Source organism: Streptomyces echinatus, assembly GCF_014203595.1.
GTDB lineage: Bacteria > Actinomycetota > Actinomycetes > Streptomycetales > Streptomycetaceae > Streptomyces > Streptomyces echinatus.
Genome location: NZ_JACHJK010000001.1, coordinates 406,168 through 424,399, shown reverse-complemented (window position 1 = coordinate 424,399; position 18,232 = coordinate 406,168). Strand labels below are relative to the sequence as shown.

Here is an 18,232-nt window from a genome sequence, read left to right as displayed (position 1 = left end):
TCCCCTCCGCCCACCCGTCCCTGGGAGACCTCGCCATGCCCGAAGTCATACCGCCGATCGCCCGAAAAGCGGCTTTTGCCCTGACAGCGTCGCTGGCCCTGCTCACCACCGCCTGTACCGGCCAGTCCGGCTCCGGCGCCTCGGACGACCCGTCGAAGGACACGACGATCAACTTCTGGCACGCCTGGAGCGCGCCGAACGAGGTCAAGGCGGTCAAGTCGCTGGTCGCCGGTTTCGAGCGGGCACACCCCAACATCCACGTGAACGTCGTCGGCAACATGACCGACGACAAGATCAACCAGGCGCTGCGGGCCGGCGGTGACAAGGCCCCGGACGTGATCTCGTCGTTCACCACCAACAACGTCGGCAAGTTCTGCTCCTCGGGCGCGCTGGTCGATCTGAACCCGTTCTTCGAGAAGTCGGGCGTCGACCCGGAGGCGACGTTCCCGAAGCCGATGAACGAGTACACCCAGTTCGACGGCGACCGCTGCGCGGTCCCGCTGCTCGGCGACGCGTACGGGCTCTACTACAACAAGACGGCGTTCCGAAAGGCCGGTATCGAGAGCCCGCCGAAGACCTGGTCCGAGTTCACCGCCGACGCCAAGAAGCTGACCGTCCGCCAGGGCGACGGCTACAAGCAGCTCGGGTTCATGCCGGACTACCACGGCTGGGAGTCCACCACCGAGCACTACCTCGGCCAGTTCTCGCCGACGTACTTCGCCAAGGACGGCAGGTCGAACCTCGCCGAGGACCCCGCCTTCGAGAAGGGCTTCACGCTCCAGAAGAAGCTCGTGGACGAACTCGGCGGATTCAGGCGGCTGGAGAGGTTCCGGGCCACGCTCGGGGACGAATGGGGCCCCAAGCACCCCTTCCACACCGGCCAGGTCGCCATGCAGCTCGACGGCGAGTGGCGGCTCGGGATGGCCGAGGAGGCGGATCCGGACTTCGAGATCGGGGTGGCCCCGCTGCCCGTCCCGGACGACCAGGCCGACCAGTACGGCAAGGGCTACATCACCGGCACCATCGCGGGCATCGCCGCCACCAGCCACCGGCAGAACGCGGCCTGGGAGCTGGTGAAGTACATGACCACGGACACGGACGCGGTGGTCGGCTTCGCCAACGACATCCACAACGTGCCCTCGACCCTCGCCGCGCTGAAGTCCCCGAAGCTGAAGTACGACCCGCGGTTCAAGACCTTCCTCGACATCGCCGGCAACCCGCACTCCACCACCACGCCCGCCTCGGTCAACGGCGGTGTGTACCTGGTGACGATCCAGCAGTTCGGATACGACTACGAGAGCGGCAAGGCCACCGATCTGAAGGCCGGGCTGAGGAAGACGGCCGCGCAGATCGACACGGACATCGCGCAGGCGAAGGGATGAGCGGCGTCACCCTCGCGTCGAAACGCCGGCGCTCGGCCCTGCGCACGCTCGCCTTCATGTCACCGTGGCTCATCGGCTTCGCGGTCTTCTTCGCCTACCCGCTGCTCTCCACGGTCTACTTCTCCTTCATGCACTACGACGGCTTCCGGCCGCCCGAGTGGAGCGGCGGGAAGAACTGGCGTTACGTCTTCGAGCACTACCCGCTGTTCTGGCCCGCCCTGCGCAACACGCTGTGGCTGGTCGTGATCATGGTGAGCCTGCGCGTGGTCTTCGGGCTGGGCGTCGGCCTGCTCATCACGAAGATCAAGACGGGTACGGGTGTCTTCCGCACCCTGTTCTACCTGCCGTACCTGGCCCCGCCGGTCGCGGCGACCATGGCCTTCGCGTTCCTGCTCAACCCCGGCACCGGCCCGGTCGACTCGATCCTGGAGCGGACCGGCCTGCCGGCGCCGGGCTGGTTCAACGACCCCGCCTGGTCCAAGCCGGCGCTGACCCTGCTGGCGCTGTGGGGCGTCGGCGACCTGATGGTGATCTTCATGGCCGCGCTGCTCGACGTGCCGACGGAGCAGTACGAGGCGGCCGAGCTGGACGGCGCCTCGGCCTGGCAGCGGTTCCGGTTCGTGACGCTGCCGAACATCTCCCCCATCGTGATGTTCGCGGTCGTCACCGGCGTGATCCAGACCATGCAGTACTACACCCAGCCGCTGATCGCCGGAAAGGTCGCCTCCGGCGTGATCCAGGGCGCGGGCACCCAGTTCGAGCCCGGCTACCCGGACAAGTCCACGCTCACCCTCCCCCAGCTCGTCTACAACCTCGGCTTCCAGCGCTTCGACTACGGCTCGGCCTGCGTGGTGGCGCTGGTGCTGTTCGCCCTGTCGATGGCGTTCACGGCGCTGCTGATGCGGCGCCGGGGCGGCCTGATCCAGGCAGGTGACTGACCATGACCCAGGTGCTGGACCCGCCGGTGAAGCCGGCGCCGCTCGTCTCCGGGGCCGCACGCACCGCCCGCCGCAAGGCGGCGCTGGAGTGGGTCGCGGTCCACGCGCTCGGCGTCGCCGCCGCGCTGTTCTTCACGCTGCCGTTCGTGTTCGTGTTCCTGACCTCGCTGATGAGCGACAGCCAGGCGCTCAGCCGGGACCTGATCCCGCACACCTGGGAGTGGGGCAACTACAGAAGCGTGTTCGACACCCCGGGCTTCCTCACCTGGTGGCGGAACACGCTGCTCTACGCCGGCCTGGGCACCGCCTTGACCGTGGTGTCCTCGATCCCGGTGGCGTACGCCCTCGCCAAGTTCCGCTTCCGGGGCCGCAGTCTCTCGCTCATGCTGGTGATCTCGATGATGATGCTGCCCCCGCAGGTGGTCGTCATCCCGATGTACCTGTTCTGGGCGAAGCAGCTGGACCTGTCCGGGACGCTGTGGCCGCTGATCGTCCCGATGGCGTTCGGGGACGCGTTCTCCGTCTTCCTGCTGCGCCAGTTCCTGATGACGATCCCGAACGAGTACCTGGACGCGGCGAGGGTGGACGGCTGCGGTGACCTGCGCACCCTGCTGCGGGTCGTCCTGCCCATGGCGAAGCCGGGCATCGCCGCCGTGGCCCTCTTCCAGTTCTTCTACGCCTGGAACGACTACTTCGGGCCGCAGATCTACGCGTCGGAGAACCCCGGCGCCTGGACCCTGTCCTACGGGCTGGAGTCGTTCAAGGGCGCCCACCACACCGACTGGAACCTCACGATGGCCGCGACCGTGCTGGTCATGGCCCCCGTGATCCTCGTGTTCTTCTTCGCCCAGAAGGCGTTCGTCGAGGGCGTCACCCTCACCGGGGTGAAGGGTTGATCCAGGTATGCCGTGCTCACCCGGGGGACGCCCCCCGCGCCCCCGGCCGATGACCGCTGCCCGCACCTCATGGAAGCGAGGGAACCTCCAGTGAAACTCACCGTGGTCGGCGGAGGCTCGACCTACACCCCCGAACTCATCGACGGCTTCGCGCGCCTGCGGGACACCCTGCCCGTCGAGGAACTCGTCCTCGTGGACCCGGCCGCCGAACGCCTGGAACTGGTCGGCGGACTGGCCCGGCGCATCTTCGCCCGGCAGGGTCACCCCGGCCGGATCGTCACCACCGACGACCTGGACGCGGGCGTCGACGGCGCCGACGCCGTCCTGCTGCAGCTGCGCGTCGGCGGCCAGGCGGCCCGCGAGCGGGACGAGACCTGGCCGCTGGAGTGCGGCTGCATCGGCCAGGAGACCACCGGCGCGGGCGGCCTGGCCAAGGCCCTGCGCACGGTCCCGGTCGTCCTGGACATCGCCGAACGGGTCCGCCGCGCCAACCCGCGCGCGTGGATCATCGACTTCACCAACCCGGTCGGCATCGTCACCCGCGCCCTGCTCCAGGCCGGGCACCGGGCGGTCGGCCTGTGCAACGTGGCGATCGGCTTCCAGCGGAAGTTCGCGGCCCTGCTGGGCGCCTCCCCCGCGGATGTGCATCTGGCCCATGTGGGCCTCAACCACCTCACCTGGGAAACAGGTGTGCGACTGGGCGGTCCGGAGGGCGAGAACGTCCTCCCGAAGCTCCTGGCCGAGCACGGCGACGCCATCGCCGGCGACCTCCGCCTCCCCCGCGCCCTGCTGGACCGCCTGGGCGTCATCCCCTCCTACTACCTGCGCTACTACTACGACCACGACGAGGTCGTCCGTGAACTGCGCACCAAGCCGTCCCGGGCCGCCGAAGTGGCCGCCATGGAACGGGAACTGCTGACGATGTACGGCGACCCGGCCCTGGACGAGAAGCCGGCCCTGCTGGCCAAGCGGGGCGGCGCCTACTACTCGGAGGCGGCCGTCGACCTGGCGGCGGCGCTGCTGGGCGGGGGCGGCAGCCCGTACCAGGTGGTGAACACGCTCAACCGGGGGACGCTGCCCTTCCTGCCCGACGACGCGGTGATCGAGGTCCAGGCGGCGGTCGGCCCGTCGGGTCCGGTCCCGCTCCCGGTCCCGGAACCGGACCCCCTCTTCGCGGGCCTGGTCGCGAACGTGACGGCGTACGAGGACCTGGCCCTGGAGGCGGCCCTGCGCGGCGGCCGGGACCGCGTCTTCCGCGCGCTCCTGTCCCACCCGCTGATCGGCCAGTACGCGTACGCCGAGACCCTCACCGACCGGCTCGTCGCACACAACCGGGAGCACCTGGCGTGGGCCTGACCGCAACCGGACCCGCGACGGTCCTCGCCGTCGACGCGGGCAACAGCAAGACCGACGTGGCCGTGGTCACCGCCGCCGGCGAGGTCCTGGCCACGGCCCGGGGCGGCGGCTTCCGGCCGCCGGCGGTGGGCGTGCCGGCGGCGCTGGACGCGCTGGCCGGACCGGTCGCGCGGGCCCTCGCGGACGCGGGCGTGCCGGCCGTCTCCCATGTGTCGGCCTGCCTGGCCAACGCCGACCTCCCGGTCGAGGAGGAGCGGCTGGCGGCGGCGCTGCACGCGCGCGGGTGGGGCGGATCGGTGGAGGTCCGCAACGACACCTTCGCGATCCTGCGCGCGGGCGTCGCCGAGCCGCGCGGTGTGGCGGTGGTGTGCGGGGCGGGCATCAACTGCGTGGGCATGCGCCCCGACGGCCGCACCGCCCGCTTTCCGGCCATCGGCCGCATCTCCGGTGACTGGGGCGGCGGCTGGGGCCTGGCCGAGGAGGCCCTGTGGCACGCGGCCCGCGCGGAGGACGGCCGGGGCGAGGCGACCTCCCTCGCCCGCACCCTGCCCGCGTACTTCGGCCTGCCGACCATGTACGCGCTCATCGAGGCCCTGCACCTGGAGCACATCGAGCACCACCGCCGGCACGAACTGGCCCCGGTCCTCTTCGCGACGGCGGCGGACGGCGACCGGGTGGCCCGCTCGCTCGTGACCCGGCTCGCGGAGGAGGTCACGGTGATGGCCACGGTCGCCCTGACCCGCCTGGACCTCCTCGCCGAGGAGACCCCCGTGCTGCTCGGCGGCGGCGTCCTCGCGGCCGGCCACGCCCAGCTGGACGACACCGTCCGCGGCCTCCTGGCGGTCCGCGCGCCCAAGGCCGCCCCCCGGGTGGTCACGGCGAGCCCGGTCCTGGGCGCGGCCCTGCTGGGCCTGGACCGGCTGGGGGCGGGTCCGGGGGCCCGGGAGCGGGCGCGGGGGCACTGGGAGGCGGGCCGATCCGGGTCGTCGCCGGAGGGGAGCAGGGCAACAATGTGACGAGAGGGGCGGACCCGTCCTCGGGAGGCGCCATGAGCACATCGGCCGAGCGCAGGGTGTCCGGCCTGGAGGTCCGGTCCATCGACTACGTGCCGCTGGACGAGCGGCACGGGAAGCTCTGGCATCTGGGCCCCCTGTGGTTCATGTCCAACGCCCAGATCGCCACCCTGGCGGTCGGACTGGTCGGCATCACCCAGGGCGGCAACCTCGTCTGGTCCCTGCTGGCCATCGTCTCCGGCACCGTGATCGGCACGTTCTTCATGGCGTTCCACTCGGCCCAGGGCCCCCAGCTCGGCCTGCCGCAGATGATCCAGTCGCGGCCGCAGTTCGGCTACGTCGGCGCCCTGCTGGTGTGGCTCTTCGCCTATGTGCAGTACGCGGGGTTCAACGTCTTCAACAGCAGCCTCGCCGCCGACGCGCTGCACACCACGGTCCACGGGAGCCTCGGACTGTGGATCGTGGTGGTCACCGTGGTGGCGCTGGTCGTCGCGCTGGTGGGCTACGACGTCATCCACAAGGCCGAGCGGGTCCTGACGTACGCCTTCCTGGTGATCTTCGGGATCTTCACCGTGGGCGTCCTGCTCACCCTGCACTACCCGCCGGGCTCCTTCGACCTCGGCGCCTTCGAGTGGACGCCGTTCCTGGCCCAGTTCGGTGTGGTCGCGGGCTACCAGATCAGCTGGGCCATCTACGTGTCGGACTACTCGCGCTACCTCCCGCCGGACGTCACCGTCCGCAAGACCTTCTACTGGACCTACTTCGGCTCCGCGCTCGGCGGAATCTGGCTGATGGTCCTCGGGGCGCTGCTGGCCGCCTGGGCCGGCCAGGACTTCGACACGATCCCGTCGATCAACAGCGCGGGTGACAAGGTGTTCACCGGGTTCGGCGCGATCGTGCTGCTGTTCTCCGCGCTGGGCCTGGTGTCGGTGACCGCGCTGAACATGTACGGCGGGTCGCTGACCCTCATCAGCGCCATCGACTCCTTCCGACGGGTCCGGCCGACGCTCGCCGTACGGCTGGCCACCCTCGTGTTCACCGCGGCGCTCTCCCTGGTCGGCGCGCTGGCCGCGACGTCGAACTTCCTGGAGAACTTCGAGAACTTCCTGCTGCTCGTGCTCTACCTGTTCATCCCGTGGACCGCGGTGAACCTCATGGACTACTACGTGGTGCGCCGGGGGCACTACGCCGTGGCCGAGATCTTCAACCCGCACGGCATCTACGGGCGCTGGGGACGGCACGGCATCATCGCGTACCTCGTCGGCTTCGCCGTCATGATCCCGTTCTTCGCCGTCGGGACCCTGTACGTGGGTCCCGCCGCCGAGGCGCTCGGCGGCGCCGACATCTCCCTGTTCGTCGGGCTGCCGGTCTCCGCGCTGCTGTACTGGTGGCTGACCCGGTCGATCGACGTGGCGGCCGAGGCGCGCCTGGCCGAGGCGGAGGCGGCGGCGCTCGAACAGGCCGCCCGCGAACACCGGGAGCCCTGACCGCGGCGGACGCCCGAGGCCCGGTCCCGGCCGGCCCGCGCCCCCGGGAACCGAACAAACGCACCCGGCGTATTCATGAGCGGCACACGCTGCGATCCGATCAAGATCCAGTGAAGGCCGGTGCGGATCGCCGGTCCGGGCGGCGATACTGGGCGGCGAACGGATGACCATGGGGGAGGTCGAGTGACACACCCGCCGAAGAGCAGCGCGGCACCGCCGCCGGCCGGACCCGCCGGGTCCGCCGGCATCCCCGCCGTCCCGGCCCAGTCCGGGCCGCCCGGGGCCGTCGCCGCAGCGGTGCCGCCCGCGGCTCCGCCCGCGCGCCGGACCGCCTTCGCCGAGGGTGCCGAACGGGTGCGGGCCGCCGCGACCACCGAGCCGGGGCGGCTGCGGGTCATCGGTGCCGTACTGGCCCTGGTGGTGATCGCGTTCGGGGCGGTCACCGCCTGGCAGACCAGCGCGCGCTCGGCCGCCGCCGACGACGTGCTGCACCGCAGCCAGCCGCTCAGCTCGGGGGCGGCGGGCATCTACCGGTCGCTGGCCGACGCCAACACCGCCGCCTCCAGCGGGTTCCTGGCGGGCGGGCAGGAGAACGCGAGCTCCCGCGACCGGTACGAGAAGGACATCCGGACCGCCGCCGCCGGACTGGTCACCGCCGCCGCCAACGCCGAGCCCGGCTCGGCCTCCGAGACGACCATCGCCGGGCTGAACCGGCTGCTGCCCGAGTACAAGGGCCTCATCGAGCGGGCCCGGACCTACAACCGGCAGGGCTACCCGGTGGGCGGTGCCTATCTGCGGTACGCCAACGAGAAGATGCAGAAGGAGATGCTCCCGGCGGCGGAGACGCTCTACACCACGGAGAACCGGCGGCTCGACGCCGACTACGGGGACGCGCGGCCGTACCCGTGGGCGGCGATCGCGCTCGGCCTGCTCGCCCTGGCCGTCCTCGGCTGGGCCCAGCACCGGATGTACCGGCGCACCAACCGCGTCCTCAACCACGGTCTGGTCGCCGCCTCCGCCGTGACCGCCGTCGCCCTGCTGTGGCTGGTGGTGGGCCACATGGTCGCCCGGTCCGGGCTCGACGGCTCCTACGACCACGGGATCCGCTCGCTCAACGTGCTGCACGACGCCCGCATCGCCTCCCTGAAGGCACGGGGGAACGAGAACCTGAGCCTGGTGGCGCGCGGCGCGGAGACGATCACGGTCGACGGCAAGCCGTACGACGCCTACTACTACGACTTCGACAAGGACATGGCCGTGCTCGGCAAGGGGCTGTCGGAGGCCGCGGGGCTCGCCGACGACCAGGGGGGCACCGCACCGGTCAAGGCGGCCGAGGGGAACATGGCGGTGTGGAAGCAGCGCCACGCCTCGGCCCGCACCGAGGACGAGAACGGCAACTACCAGCAGGCCCTGGACCAGGTGATCGGCGCGAAGGGCGCGACCGGCGAGTGTTTCGACAGCGTCGACCGCAATCTCGCCCGGGCCATCGGCCATGAGCAGGACGAGTTCCGGCAGTCGGCCACGGACGGCCGGAACGCCATCACCGGCCTGCCGGTGGGCGCCGCCGTCCTCGCGGTGCTGGGCGCGGCCGGCGCCGTCGCCGGTGTCGGCCGCAGACTTTCGGAGTACCGGTGACAGAGGACGAGGCGATGGACATGAGCCGTGCGCGGGCCTCCCTGCGGGGCTGGGGCGGGGTCGCCGCGATGGCGGTGCTGTGCACGCTCGCGCTGGCCTTCGCCCTGCTGCTGCCGTGGACCCAGAAGACGCCGGACGCCCCGCTGCGCGGCGGGCAGAAGGCCGCCACCGGCACCCAGGCCCGCGTCGACGCCTGCGAGGACGCCGACGCGCACCGGCAGACGCTCGCCCCGTCCGGCGCCGACGGGCCGACGATCGACGCCATCAAGGCCCGTACGGGCGCCAAGCGCAAGCTGATCGTCGGTGTCGACCAGAACAGCTACCACTGGGGCTACCGCAACCCGAACACCGAGGGCGCCCGCCTGGAGGGCTTCGACATCGACCTGGCGCACCGGATAGCGCAGGACATCCTCGGCGACCCGGACGCGGTGCAGTTCAAGGCGATCCCCACCAGCCAGCGCATCCCGGCGATCGAGGACGGGCGCGTCGACATGGTCGTCCGGACGATGACGATCACCTGCGAGCGGCTGCGCCAGGTCGCGTTCTCCGCGCCGTACTTCAAGACCGGCCAGCAGGTCCTCGCGCCCAAGTCGTCGACGGTGACCGGCTACAACGGTTCGCTGGCGCACAAGAAGGTGTGCACGGCGGCCGGTTCGACCGCGTACGCCAAGCTGGACGCCGACCGCAAGTCCGGCCGGCTGCCCGTCTCCACGGACCTCTCCGCCACCGTCCCGAACCAGCTGGACTGCCTGGTCCGGCTGCAACTCGGCGAGGTGGACGCGGTGGTGACCGACGGCGCGCTCGCCGCGAGCCAGGCCGCCCAGGATCCGACCGTCGAGCTGAAGGGCGAGGCGTTCACCGAGGAGTACTACGGCGTGGCGATGAAGAAGGACGCCGACGATCTGGTACGCCGGGTCAATCGCGTTCTGGTGGACTATCGCGCGCAGGGCTGGCAGACGTCGTACGACACCTGGCTGTCGGCGACACTGGGGAAGGACCCGGCCGCGTCGAAGCCGCCCGCGCCGCAGTACCTGCGCAGCAGTTGAGTCACACCCGACCGGAACCGACAGCAAGCGAGAGGTGATCGATGGGCGTCACGGACCCCGCCGGGCCGGTGATGGACCGGGACGAGGTGGACCGTGCGCTGGCGCGGCTCGGCCAGGAGCACGAGGCGATCGAGACCTCGCTGCTGGCCCTGCAGGACCACGCGGGCCGCAGACTCCTCGAAGGCGCCGAGCTGACCGGTGTCACCCGGGAGCGCTGGGGGGCCACGGAGGCGCAGATCACCCTGCTGTGGGGGTACTTCGACGCCTACGCGGCCGCGCTGCGCTCCGCCCGGGAGATCCGCGCCCGGCGCCGCTGGTCCAGCCGTGAGGACCTGACGGAGCTGACCGGGCTGCTGCGCGGCGAGTCGGTGACCGTCCCCGGAGGCGCGAACGGCAGGCTGAGCGAGACGTTCTCGCTGTCCGCGCTGGTGGACCGGATGAACGAGCTGTACGCGACGAGCCTGGACCTGATCGTCGCCGCCGACGCGGTGTGGTCGGCGCTGCCCGCGCGGATCGATTTACTCGCCGCGGAGCTCCAGCGCACCCGGGGACTCGCGCACTCCGTCGGGGTGCGCCCCGGCGAGCACCCGGCCGGCGACGACCTGGAACGGATCACCCGGACGCTGACCCGGCTGCGCGAGGACGTCGTCACCGACCCGCTCGCCTTCTGGGTGCCGGCCGAGGGCAGTTCGGCGCCCGGCGGCGGGCGTCCGGACACGACGGTGTACGACCGTGAGGCGCGCGCCCTGGAGGACGTGCGCCGGGAGATCGACGCCGTGCTGACGGTGCGGCAGGACGCGGAGGCGCGGCTGATCCGGCTGCGGGACGTCCTCTCGCGCGCGGACCGCACCCTCGCCGAGGCCCGGACGGCGCGCGGCGAGGTGCTGGCGAAGATCGCCGCGACCGAGGTGCCGGTGGTGAGCGGGCCGCCGACCGTGCTGCAGGAGCAGCTGGCGGCCGCCGCCGAGTTCCGCAGGCAGGCGCAGTGGCACCGGCTCTCCCCGCTGCTGGAGTCCCTGGAGGCCAAGGCGGAGGACGAACTGCTGCGCGCCCGGGAGTCGTTGACCGCGGTGACCGCGCCGCTCGCGGTCCGCGCCGAGCTGCGCGGCCGGCTCGACGCCTACCGGGCGAAGGTCGCCCGGCACGGACTCGCCGAGGACCCGTTCCTGATCGAGCGGTACGACGCGGCGCGGCGGATGCTGTGGAGCGCGCCCTGCGACCTGCGGGTGGCCGAACAGGCCGTGCTGCGCTACCAGCAGCTGGCGACCGAGCTGCTCGGCGGCGCGGGCGCGCCACAGGACCGTAAGGGGGACCAGTCATGAGCCAGCCGGGGCAGGCCTGCCAGCGGCCGGGCTGCGAGGGCACGTACGAGGACGTCGGCGGCGGCGAGCTGTACTGCGACACGTGCGGTCTCGCGCCGGTCGTGTCCGCCGGGGGGCCTTCCTCCGGGGGAGGCATGGTCGGCTCGCCGCCCACCGGGGTCACCAAGGGCTCCGCGAGCGGCGGAAGTTCCCGCAGCTCCCGCAGCGCGCGCACGTCCTCGCAGTCGTCGAGGTCGCGCCGCTCGGTGTCCGGGCGGCTCTCCCGGTCGGTGTCGGGGAAGTCGACGGGCCGCTCGGTGTCGGTGCGCAGCTCGGGTTCCTCGTCCGGGACCTCCACGCGCGGGCGGCTGGGCGTCGGACTGGTGTCCGTGCCGCAGGTGCCGCGGCCCGACCCGCGCGCGATGGTGCTGGAGAACCCGGAGGTGCCCGAGCGCAAGCGGTTCTGCTCGCGGTCGGACTGCGGGGCGCCGGTGGGCCGGGCCCGGGGTGAGCGGTCGGGCCGCACGGAAGGTTTCTGCACCAAGTGCGGGCACCCGTACTCCTTCATGCCCAAGCTGAAGGCCGGGGACATCGTGCACGGCCAGTACGAGGTCGCGGGGTGCCTCGCGCACGGCGGCCTGGGCTGGGTGTACCTCGCCGTGGACCGGGCCGTGTCCGACCGCTGGGTGGTGCTCAAGGGCCTGCTGGACACCGGCGACCAGGACGCGATGGCCGCGGCGATCTCCGAACGGCGCTTCCTCGCGGAGATCGAGCACGCCAACATCGTGCGGATCTACAACTTCGTGGAGCACCTGGACCAGCGCACCGGCTCCCTCGACGGCTACATCGTCATGGAGTACGTCGGCGGCAAGTCCCTGAAGGAGATCGCCAACGCCCGCCGGGCAGCCGACGGCCGGCGCGACCCGCTGCCGGTGGAACAGGCCTGCGCGTACGGCATCGAGGCCCTGGAGGCGCTCGGCCATCTGCACAGCCGCAACCTGCTGTACTGCGACTTCAAGGTCGACAACGCCATCCAGACCGAAGACCAGCTCAAGCTGATCGACATGGGCGCGGTCCGCAGGATGGACGACGAGGAGTCGGCGATCTACGGCACGGTCGGCTACCAGGCCCCGGAGGTCGCCGAGATCGGCCCGTCGGTGGCCAGCGACCTGTACACGGTGGGCCGCACCCTCGCGGTGCTCACCTTCGACTTCCAGGGCTACACCACCGTCTACGCCGACTCCCTGCCCGACCCCGACACCATCGAGGTCTTCCGCCGCTACGAGTCGTTCTACCGGCTCCTGGTGCGCGCCACCGACCCCGACCCGGCCCGCCGGTTCGCCTCCGCGCAGGAGATGGCCGAGCAGCTGACGGGCGTGCTGCGGGAGGTCGTCTCGCTGCAGACCGGGCAGGCACGGCCCGCCCTGTCGACGCTGTTCGGGCCCGAAGTGAAGGTCACGGACACCGAGCTGTTCCCGCTCCAGGGCGGCGAGGTGTCCCGGCTGGGCGCGCGGGCGACGCGCGGGGGCCCGCGGGCCACCGCCCCGGCCCGCGTCCCGCAGGCCCTGGTCAAGCCCGTCGACTCGCCCGTGGCGGCGCTCGCCCTGCCGGTCCCGCTGGTCGACCCGGCCGACCCCAACGCCGGTTTCCTGGCGGGTCTGATGGCCTCCGCGCCGGCCGAGCTGATGGGCGCGCTGGCGGCGGCGCCCGCGCAGACCGTGGAGACCCGGCTGCGGCAGATCCGCGCCCGGCTGGAGAGCGGCGACCACCAGGGCGCGCTGATGAGCCTGGCCAAGCTGGACGAGGAACGGCCCGACGACTGGCGGGTGGTGTGGTACCGGGGCGTGGCCGCCCTGGTCACCGGCGACTTCGAGGGCGCCGCGCTCGCCTTCGACGCGATCTACGACGCCTTCCCCGGCGAGACCGCGCCCAAGCTGGCGCTCGGCCTGTGCGCCGAGGTGCTGGGCCAGCTGGACAACGCGGCCGAGTACTACCGCCTGGTGTGGACGACCGATCCGAGCTTCGTGAGCGGCGCGTTCGGGCTGGCCCGGGTGCAGCTCGCGGCCGGGGACCGGCGCGGTGCCGTGACGACGCTGGAGTCGGTGCCGGAGGCCTCCATCCACTACACGGCCGCCCGGGTCGCCGCCGTCCGGGCGCGGATCGGACAGCGCACGGCAAGTCCCGGTGACGTACCGTTCCTTGACGACCTGACGGCCGCCGCCGGGCAGGTCGAGGCACTCCAGGCCTACGGTCTGGATCCGGCCCGGCGGGAGCGGCTGTCGGCGGAGGTGCTCGGCTGCGCGCTGGACTGGATACTCTCCGGGGGCCAGGGCACCGCGCCCGCCGCCGGAGGCCGGGTGCTGCTGGGCAGCGGTCTGGACGAGCGGGGTCTGCGCTTCGGCCTGGAGCGCGCCTACCGCACGCTGGCCCGGCTGGCGCCCGGCGGCGAGGAGAGGATCGAGCTGGTGGAACGGGCCAACCGTTACCGCCCCCGGACGTGGGTGTAAGTCGATGTCGCAGATGCCCCAGCAGGCCGCACTCCCGAAGTGCCCGAGCTGCGCGGAGCCCGTGGAGTCGGGTGACCTGTTCTGTGGAGCGTGCGGGCAGGACCTTTCGGTGGTGCCCGCGCCCCCGCAGGACCATCCGACGCTGGCCATGACCGGCCCCGCCGCGCCGGAGGACGGCGTGGACTGGCCCGCGCCCGAACCGGCCGCCTCCGGCACCCCGGAAGGGGTGCACCTGCCGACTGACCTGCCCGGCACCGACTCGGGCGACACGCCGCTGCCCGGGCACCGGCCCGGCTCGGAGCAGTCCGCCGGTTCCGGGGTGCGGTTCGACCGGGCGCCGGAGCCCGACGAGTACCCGCTGCAGGCGCCGGACCCGCGGCTGGCCGCCGGTGCCGCCGCCCCGGCCGAGCCGGCCCAGGTGTGCGTGGCCTGCCGGGCGGGCCGGGTGGACAAGGACGGCTACTGCGAGAACTGCGGGCACGCCCAGCCGCGCGAACGCGACCACGTGGAGCGGGAGGCGGGTCCGGTGGCCGCCGTCAGCGACCGGGGGCTGCGCCACCACCGCAACGAGGACGCCTTCGCCGTCGGCCACACCGCGCTGCCCGACGGGAGTCCGGTGGCGATGGCGATCGTCTGCGACGGCGTGTCCTCCGCGACCCGCCCCGACGACGCCTCCCTGGCCGCCTCCCGGGTGGCCGGCGACACCCTGCTGGCGGCGCTGCCGCGCGGCACCCACCCGCAGCAGGCGATGCACGAGGCGATCGTCGCCGCCGCGCAGGCGGTCAACGCGCTCGCCGAGGAGCCCGCCACGGCGCGCGAGCACGCCCCGCACCAGAACGCGCCGGCCTGCACGATCGTCGGCGCGGTGGTCACCTCCGGGCTGCTGGTCGTCGGCTGGGTCGGCGACAGCCGCGCCTACTGGGTGCCCACCGACCGCGGCGCGCCGTCCGCCCGGCTGACCGAGGACGACTCCTGGGCCGCCCAGATGGTCGCCGCCGGACTGATGAGCGAGGCCGAGGCGTACGCCGACGAGCGCGCCCACGCGATCACCGGCTGGCTCGGCGCGGACGCCTACGAACTGGAGCCGCACACCGCTTCCTTCAAGCCGGACCGGCCCGGCGCGGTGGTGGTGTGCACCGACGGACTGTGGAACTACGCCGAGACGGCCGAGGAGATGTCCGAGATCGTCCCGCCGGACGCGGTGGCCCGTCCGCTGCACAGCGCCCGGGTGCTGGTCGGGCACGCGCTGGACGGCGGGGGCCACGACAACGTAACAGTGGCGGTCCTGCCGTTCCCGGCGCCGTCGCAGGGGGCAGGATCGGCCTGAGGGCCGTGCAGGACGGGAAGACGGCACGGGGAAGCCGCGGCGGACCGGAGGGGACCGGTCCGCTTCTAGTCATCGCCTCGCGTCAGCGAGGTGTCCGAGGGGGATGCGATCAAGCATGGCCAATTTCGCGAAGCCGAGCCTGCCGCGGTTCTCGGTGGACGTCTACCAGAACGAGTACCTGCCCGAGGGCGGCAGCGAGGTCAACGCCATCGTCACGGTGACCGCGACCGGCGGCGGCACCATCGGCAGCGCCGTCTCCGCGCCCGTGTACACGGCGGGGCACCGGCCCTCCGCGGCGGTGGCGGTCATGGTCGACTGCTCGGGCTCCATGGACTACCCGCCGACCAAGATGCGCAACGCCCGGGACGCCACGGCCGCCGCGATCGACACGCTGCGGGACGGCACCCACTTCGCGGTGATCGGCGGCACGCACGTCGCCAAGGAGGTCTATCCGGGCGGCGGGCGGCTCGCGGTCGCCGACGCCACCACCCGGGAGCAGGCCAAGCAGGCGCTGCGCCGGCTGAGCGCGGGCGGCGGTACGGCCATCGGCACCTGGCTGCGGCTCGCCGACCGGCTGCTGTCGGCGGCCGACGTCACCATCCGGCACGGCATCCTGCTCACCGACGGCCGCAACGAACACGAGTCACCGGACGACCTGCGCGCCGCGCTCGACGCCTGCGCCGGCCGGTTCACCTGTGACGCGCGGGGTGTGGGCACCGACTGGGAAGTGAAAGAAGTCACAGGCATCGCCTCCGCCTTGCTCGGCACCGCCGACATCGTCGCCGACCCGGCCGGTCTCGCCGCCGACTTCACGCGGATGATGGAGACGGCGATGGGCAAGGAGGTCGCCGACGTCGCCCTCAGGGTGTGGACGCCGGTCGGCACGGCCATCCGGTTCGTCAAGCAAGTCGCCCCGAGCATGGAGGACTTGACCGCCCGCCGCGCCGAGGCCGGACCGCGGGCCGGGGACTATCCGACCGGGTCCTGGGGCGACGAGTCCCGCGACTACCACCTGTGTGTGACGGTTCCGCCGGCCGGGCTCGGCCGGGAGATGCTCGCCGCGCGGGTCTCCCTGGTGATGCCGGAGCCCGGGGGCGGGGCGGGGAGCGTGCAGAACCTCGGCGCACAGGGGCTCGTACGGGCCGTGTGGACCGACGACATGGTCGCCTCCACCTCGATCAGCCCCCAAGTCGCCCACTACACCGGGCAGGCCGAACTGGCGCAAGCCATCCAGCAAGGGCTCGATCTGCGCAAAGCGGGCGATTTCGATGGAGCAACGGCCAAACTGGGGCGCGCAGTTCAGCTCGCGAGTGCCTCGGGGAACGCGGATACTGCGAAACTGCTTGCGAAGGTGGTGGACGTGGTCGACGCCGCGACAGGTACTGTGCGGTTGAAGACGAGGGTCGCGGAGGCGGACGAGATGACTCTGGAGACCCGGTCCACAAAGACTGTTCGTGTAAAGAAGTGATCCTGGAAGCGACCGAAGCGATCCAGACCGACCCTTAGGAGAAGGGGAAGCACCGACATGCCGACCTGCCCGAACGGACACCAGTCGGGTTCCGACGACTGGTGCGAGGTCTGCGGTCACCGCATGGCCGGTGCCGTACCTCCGCCCCCGCCTCCGCCGCCGCCCGGCGGCGGCTACGGCTTCCCGCAGTCCGCCGGTTCGGGCGGCCCCGGCGGCCAGGCCGGCGCCGGCCGGCCGCGTCCGGGCGCCGAGCCCGAACCGGAGCTGTGCCCGCAGTGCCGTACGCCCCGCGAGGGCGGCGCGCCCTTCTGCGAGGAGTGCCGGTGGAACTTCCTGACCAACACGGCGACCTCGTACACCCCGGCCGCCCCGCGCTCGCCGCAGCCGCGGTTCCAGCCGCCGAGCGCGACGTACGGCGGCGGTGACCCGTACGAGTACCAGGGCTCGCGGCCCTCGCAGGTGAACCGGCCCGCCGAGCCGATCCCGTCCTTCGGCAGCGAGCCGTCGGGACCGACGCCGTTCGGCGGCGACCGCGCCCCGTCCGGCCCGCCGACCAGCCCCGGCCCCCCGGGGCCGCCCGCGTTCGGCGGCGGCAACCAGCGCCCGCCGGGGCCCCCGCCGGCCTTCGGCCAGGGCCCGGGACACGGACCGGGCCAGGGTCCGGGTCAGGGCCAGGGTCCGGGTCAGGGCCCGGGTGCGGCGCAGGGTCCTGGACAGGGTCCGGGTCCGGGTGCCGGTGGTCCGGGAGGCCCGTCCGGCTTCGGCGGCGGTCCGGGGCAGGGCCCCGGCGGCGGCGCCCCCTCCAACTTCGGCGGCGGTCAGGGACAGGGTCCCGGCGGACCCTCCAACTTCGGCGGCGGTCCGGGGCAGGGCCCCGGCGGCCCCGGCGGCCCGTCCGGCTTCGGGAGCGGTCAGGGACAGGGTCCCGGCGGACCCTCCGGCTTCGGGGGCGGCCAGGGGCAAGGTCCCGGCGGCCCGTCCGGCTTCGGCGGCGGCCCGGGACAGGGACAGGGTCACGGCGGACCCTCCGGCTTCGGCGGCGGTCCGGGGCAGGGTCCCGGCGGACCCGGCGGCTCGCCGGCCTTCGGGGGTGCGCCCTCCGGTCCCGGTGGGCCCACTGCGCCCGGCCCCTCGGGCTTCGGCGGCGACCCCTCCCGTCCGGCACCGCCGCCGCCCGGGCCGACGCCGCCCGCCGGTCCCGGTGCTGCCCCGCAGGCGTTCCAGCAGTCCGGGGCGCCGGCTCCGGCGTACCCGCAGGAGACCGGCCGGCCCCCGGGCGGCCCCTCCTTCGGTGGCGGGGACGACGACTGGGTGCTCTCCCCGCCGTCCTCCGGTCCCGCCGGACCGGGCCAGGGACCGGGTCAGGGCCAGGGACCCGGCGGCCAGGCCGGCGGGTACGGCTACCCGCAGCCCGGCGCCGGCCAGGCCCCGCAGGGACCGAACGGCTTCCCGCAGGCGCCGCAGCGGACCACCTGGGTCGCGACCATCGGTCCGGACCGCGAGTACTTCATGGCGATGATGCAGCGCTCCGGCCCCGAGGCCGCGGGCCTGAACCTGCCCGCGTACTCGCCCGAGCAGCAGCGCCCGCTCACCGGCAACCAGCTCACCATCGGCCGCCGCCGGCACTCGACCGGCGACACCCCCGACGTCGACCTGGCGGTGCCGCCGGAGGACCCGGGCGTCTCGCACCAGCACGCGGTGCTGGTGCAGCAGCCGGACGGCGGCTGGGCGGTCGTCGACCAGAACTCGACGAACGGCACCACGGTGAACATGTCGGAGGAGCCGATCCAGCCGTTCGTGCCGGTCCCGCTGCAGGACGGCGACCGGGTGCATGTGGGCGCCTGGACGACGATCACCGTCCGCCGGGGCTAGGGTC

13 protein-coding genes are annotated in these 18,232 nt (G+C 73.0%); all 13 read left to right on the top strand.

From position 1 onward, the window contains the following. Positions 1 to 35 precede the first annotated feature (35 nt). The 13 genes from FHS34_RS01825 (at position 36) to FHS34_RS01765 (ending at position 18,228) form a co-directional block, all read left to right on the top strand. Positions 36 to 1,382 (top strand): ABC transporter substrate-binding protein, encoded by a 1,347-nt coding sequence (locus FHS34_RS01825; RefSeq protein ID WP_184959365.1) that lies wholly within the window; start codon positions 36 to 38, stop codon positions 1,380 to 1,382. After that, positions 1,379 to 2,320: a carbohydrate ABC transporter permease gene (locus FHS34_RS01820; RefSeq protein ID WP_184959362.1), complete on the top strand. Its 942-nt coding sequence runs from the start codon at positions 1,379 to 1,381 to the stop codon at positions 2,318 to 2,320. The genes FHS34_RS01825 and FHS34_RS01820 overlap by 4 nt, the downstream gene beginning before the upstream one ends. 2 nt (positions 2,321 to 2,322) lie before the next feature. Further along, the gene (locus FHS34_RS01815; protein ID WP_184959359.1) at positions 2,323 to 3,216 is read left to right on the top strand and encodes a carbohydrate ABC transporter permease; all 894 of its coding nucleotides are present in this window, start codon (positions 2,323 to 2,325) and stop codon (positions 3,214 to 3,216) included. A gap of 90 nt (positions 3,217 to 3,306) precedes the next feature. After that, positions 3,307 to 4,572, top strand: a complete 1,266-nt coding sequence (locus FHS34_RS01810; protein WP_184959356.1) for a 6-phospho-beta-glucosidase — start codon at positions 3,307 to 3,309, stop codon at positions 4,570 to 4,572. Next, complete coding sequence (locus FHS34_RS01805) at positions 4,563 to 5,588, top strand: N-acetylglucosamine kinase (RefSeq protein WP_184959353.1); 1,026 nt, start codon at positions 4,563 to 4,565, stop codon at positions 5,586 to 5,588. The genes FHS34_RS01810 and FHS34_RS01805 overlap by 10 nt, the downstream gene beginning before the upstream one ends. 32 nt (positions 5,589 to 5,620) lie before the next feature. Beyond that, positions 5,621 to 7,072, top strand: coding sequence for a purine-cytosine permease family protein (locus FHS34_RS01800; protein ID WP_184959350.1), 1,452 nt, complete (start codon positions 5,621 to 5,623; stop codon positions 7,070 to 7,072). 183 nt (positions 7,073 to 7,255) lie between these two features. Next, positions 7,256 to 8,707: a GlnX family signal transduction membrane protein gene (locus tag FHS34_RS01795; RefSeq protein ID WP_184959348.1), complete on the top strand. Its 1,452-nt coding sequence runs from the start codon at positions 7,256 to 7,258 to the stop codon at positions 8,705 to 8,707. A 14-nt stretch (positions 8,708 to 8,721) separates the two neighbouring features. Next, positions 8,722 to 9,753, top strand: a complete 1,032-nt coding sequence (locus FHS34_RS01790) for a glutamate ABC transporter substrate-binding protein (protein WP_184961278.1) — start codon at positions 8,722 to 8,724, stop codon at positions 9,751 to 9,753. A gap of 41 nt (positions 9,754 to 9,794) precedes the next feature. Then, complete coding sequence (locus FHS34_RS01785; protein WP_184959345.1) at positions 9,795 to 11,075, top strand: coiled-coil domain-containing protein; 1,281 nt, start codon at positions 9,795 to 9,797, stop codon at positions 11,073 to 11,075. Next, positions 11,072 to 13,561 (top strand): serine/threonine-protein kinase, encoded by a 2,490-nt coding sequence (locus FHS34_RS01780; RefSeq protein ID WP_184959328.1) that lies wholly within the window; start codon positions 11,072 to 11,074, stop codon positions 13,559 to 13,561. Before FHS34_RS01785 ends, FHS34_RS01780 begins: the two co-directional genes overlap by 4 nt. Positions 13,562 to 13,565: 4 nt before the next feature. Then, positions 13,566 to 14,888, top strand: coding sequence for a PP2C family protein-serine/threonine phosphatase (locus tag FHS34_RS01775; protein ID WP_184959250.1), 1,323 nt, complete (start codon positions 13,566 to 13,568; stop codon positions 14,886 to 14,888). A 115-nt stretch (positions 14,889 to 15,003) separates the two neighbouring features. Then, complete coding sequence (locus FHS34_RS01770) at positions 15,004 to 16,356, top strand: vWA domain-containing protein (protein WP_184959248.1); 1,353 nt, start codon at positions 15,004 to 15,006, stop codon at positions 16,354 to 16,356. 57 nt (positions 16,357 to 16,413) lie between these two features. Beyond that, positions 16,414 to 18,228 (top strand): FHA domain-containing protein, encoded by a 1,815-nt coding sequence (locus FHS34_RS01765; RefSeq protein ID WP_184959246.1) that lies wholly within the window; start codon positions 16,414 to 16,416, stop codon positions 18,226 to 18,228. The last annotated feature ends 4 nt before the right edge of the window (positions 18,229 to 18,232 follow it).

Excerpts from the sequence above, each read along its gene's own strand:
- FHS34_RS01825 (WP_184959365.1), top strand. The coding sequence starts at position 36 with ATGCCCGAAGTCATACCGCCGATCGCCCGAAAAGCGGCTTTTGCCCTG.
- FHS34_RS01820 (WP_184959362.1), top strand. The coding sequence starts at position 1,379 with ATGAGCGGCGTCACCCTCGCGTCGAAACGCCGGCGCTCGGCCCTGCGC.
- FHS34_RS01815 (WP_184959359.1), top strand. The coding sequence starts at position 2,323 with ATGACCCAGGTGCTGGACCCGCCGGTGAAGCCGGCGCCGCTCGTCTCC.
- FHS34_RS01800 (WP_184959350.1), top strand. The coding sequence starts at position 5,621 with ATGAGCACATCGGCCGAGCGCAGGGTGTCCGGCCTGGAGGTCCGGTCC.
- FHS34_RS01790 (WP_184961278.1), top strand. The coding sequence starts at position 8,722 with ATGGACATGAGCCGTGCGCGGGCCTCCCTGCGGGGCTGGGGCGGGGTC.
- FHS34_RS01785 (WP_184959345.1), top strand. The coding sequence starts at position 9,795 with ATGGGCGTCACGGACCCCGCCGGGCCGGTGATGGACCGGGACGAGGTG.
- FHS34_RS01780 (WP_184959328.1), top strand. The coding sequence starts at position 11,072 with ATGAGCCAGCCGGGGCAGGCCTGCCAGCGGCCGGGCTGCGAGGGCACG.
- FHS34_RS01775 (WP_184959250.1), top strand. The coding sequence starts at position 13,566 with ATGTCGCAGATGCCCCAGCAGGCCGCACTCCCGAAGTGCCCGAGCTGC.
- FHS34_RS01770 (WP_184959248.1), top strand. The coding sequence starts at position 15,004 with ATGGCCAATTTCGCGAAGCCGAGCCTGCCGCGGTTCTCGGTGGACGTC.
- FHS34_RS01765 (WP_184959246.1), top strand. The coding sequence starts at position 16,414 with ATGCCGACCTGCCCGAACGGACACCAGTCGGGTTCCGACGACTGGTGC.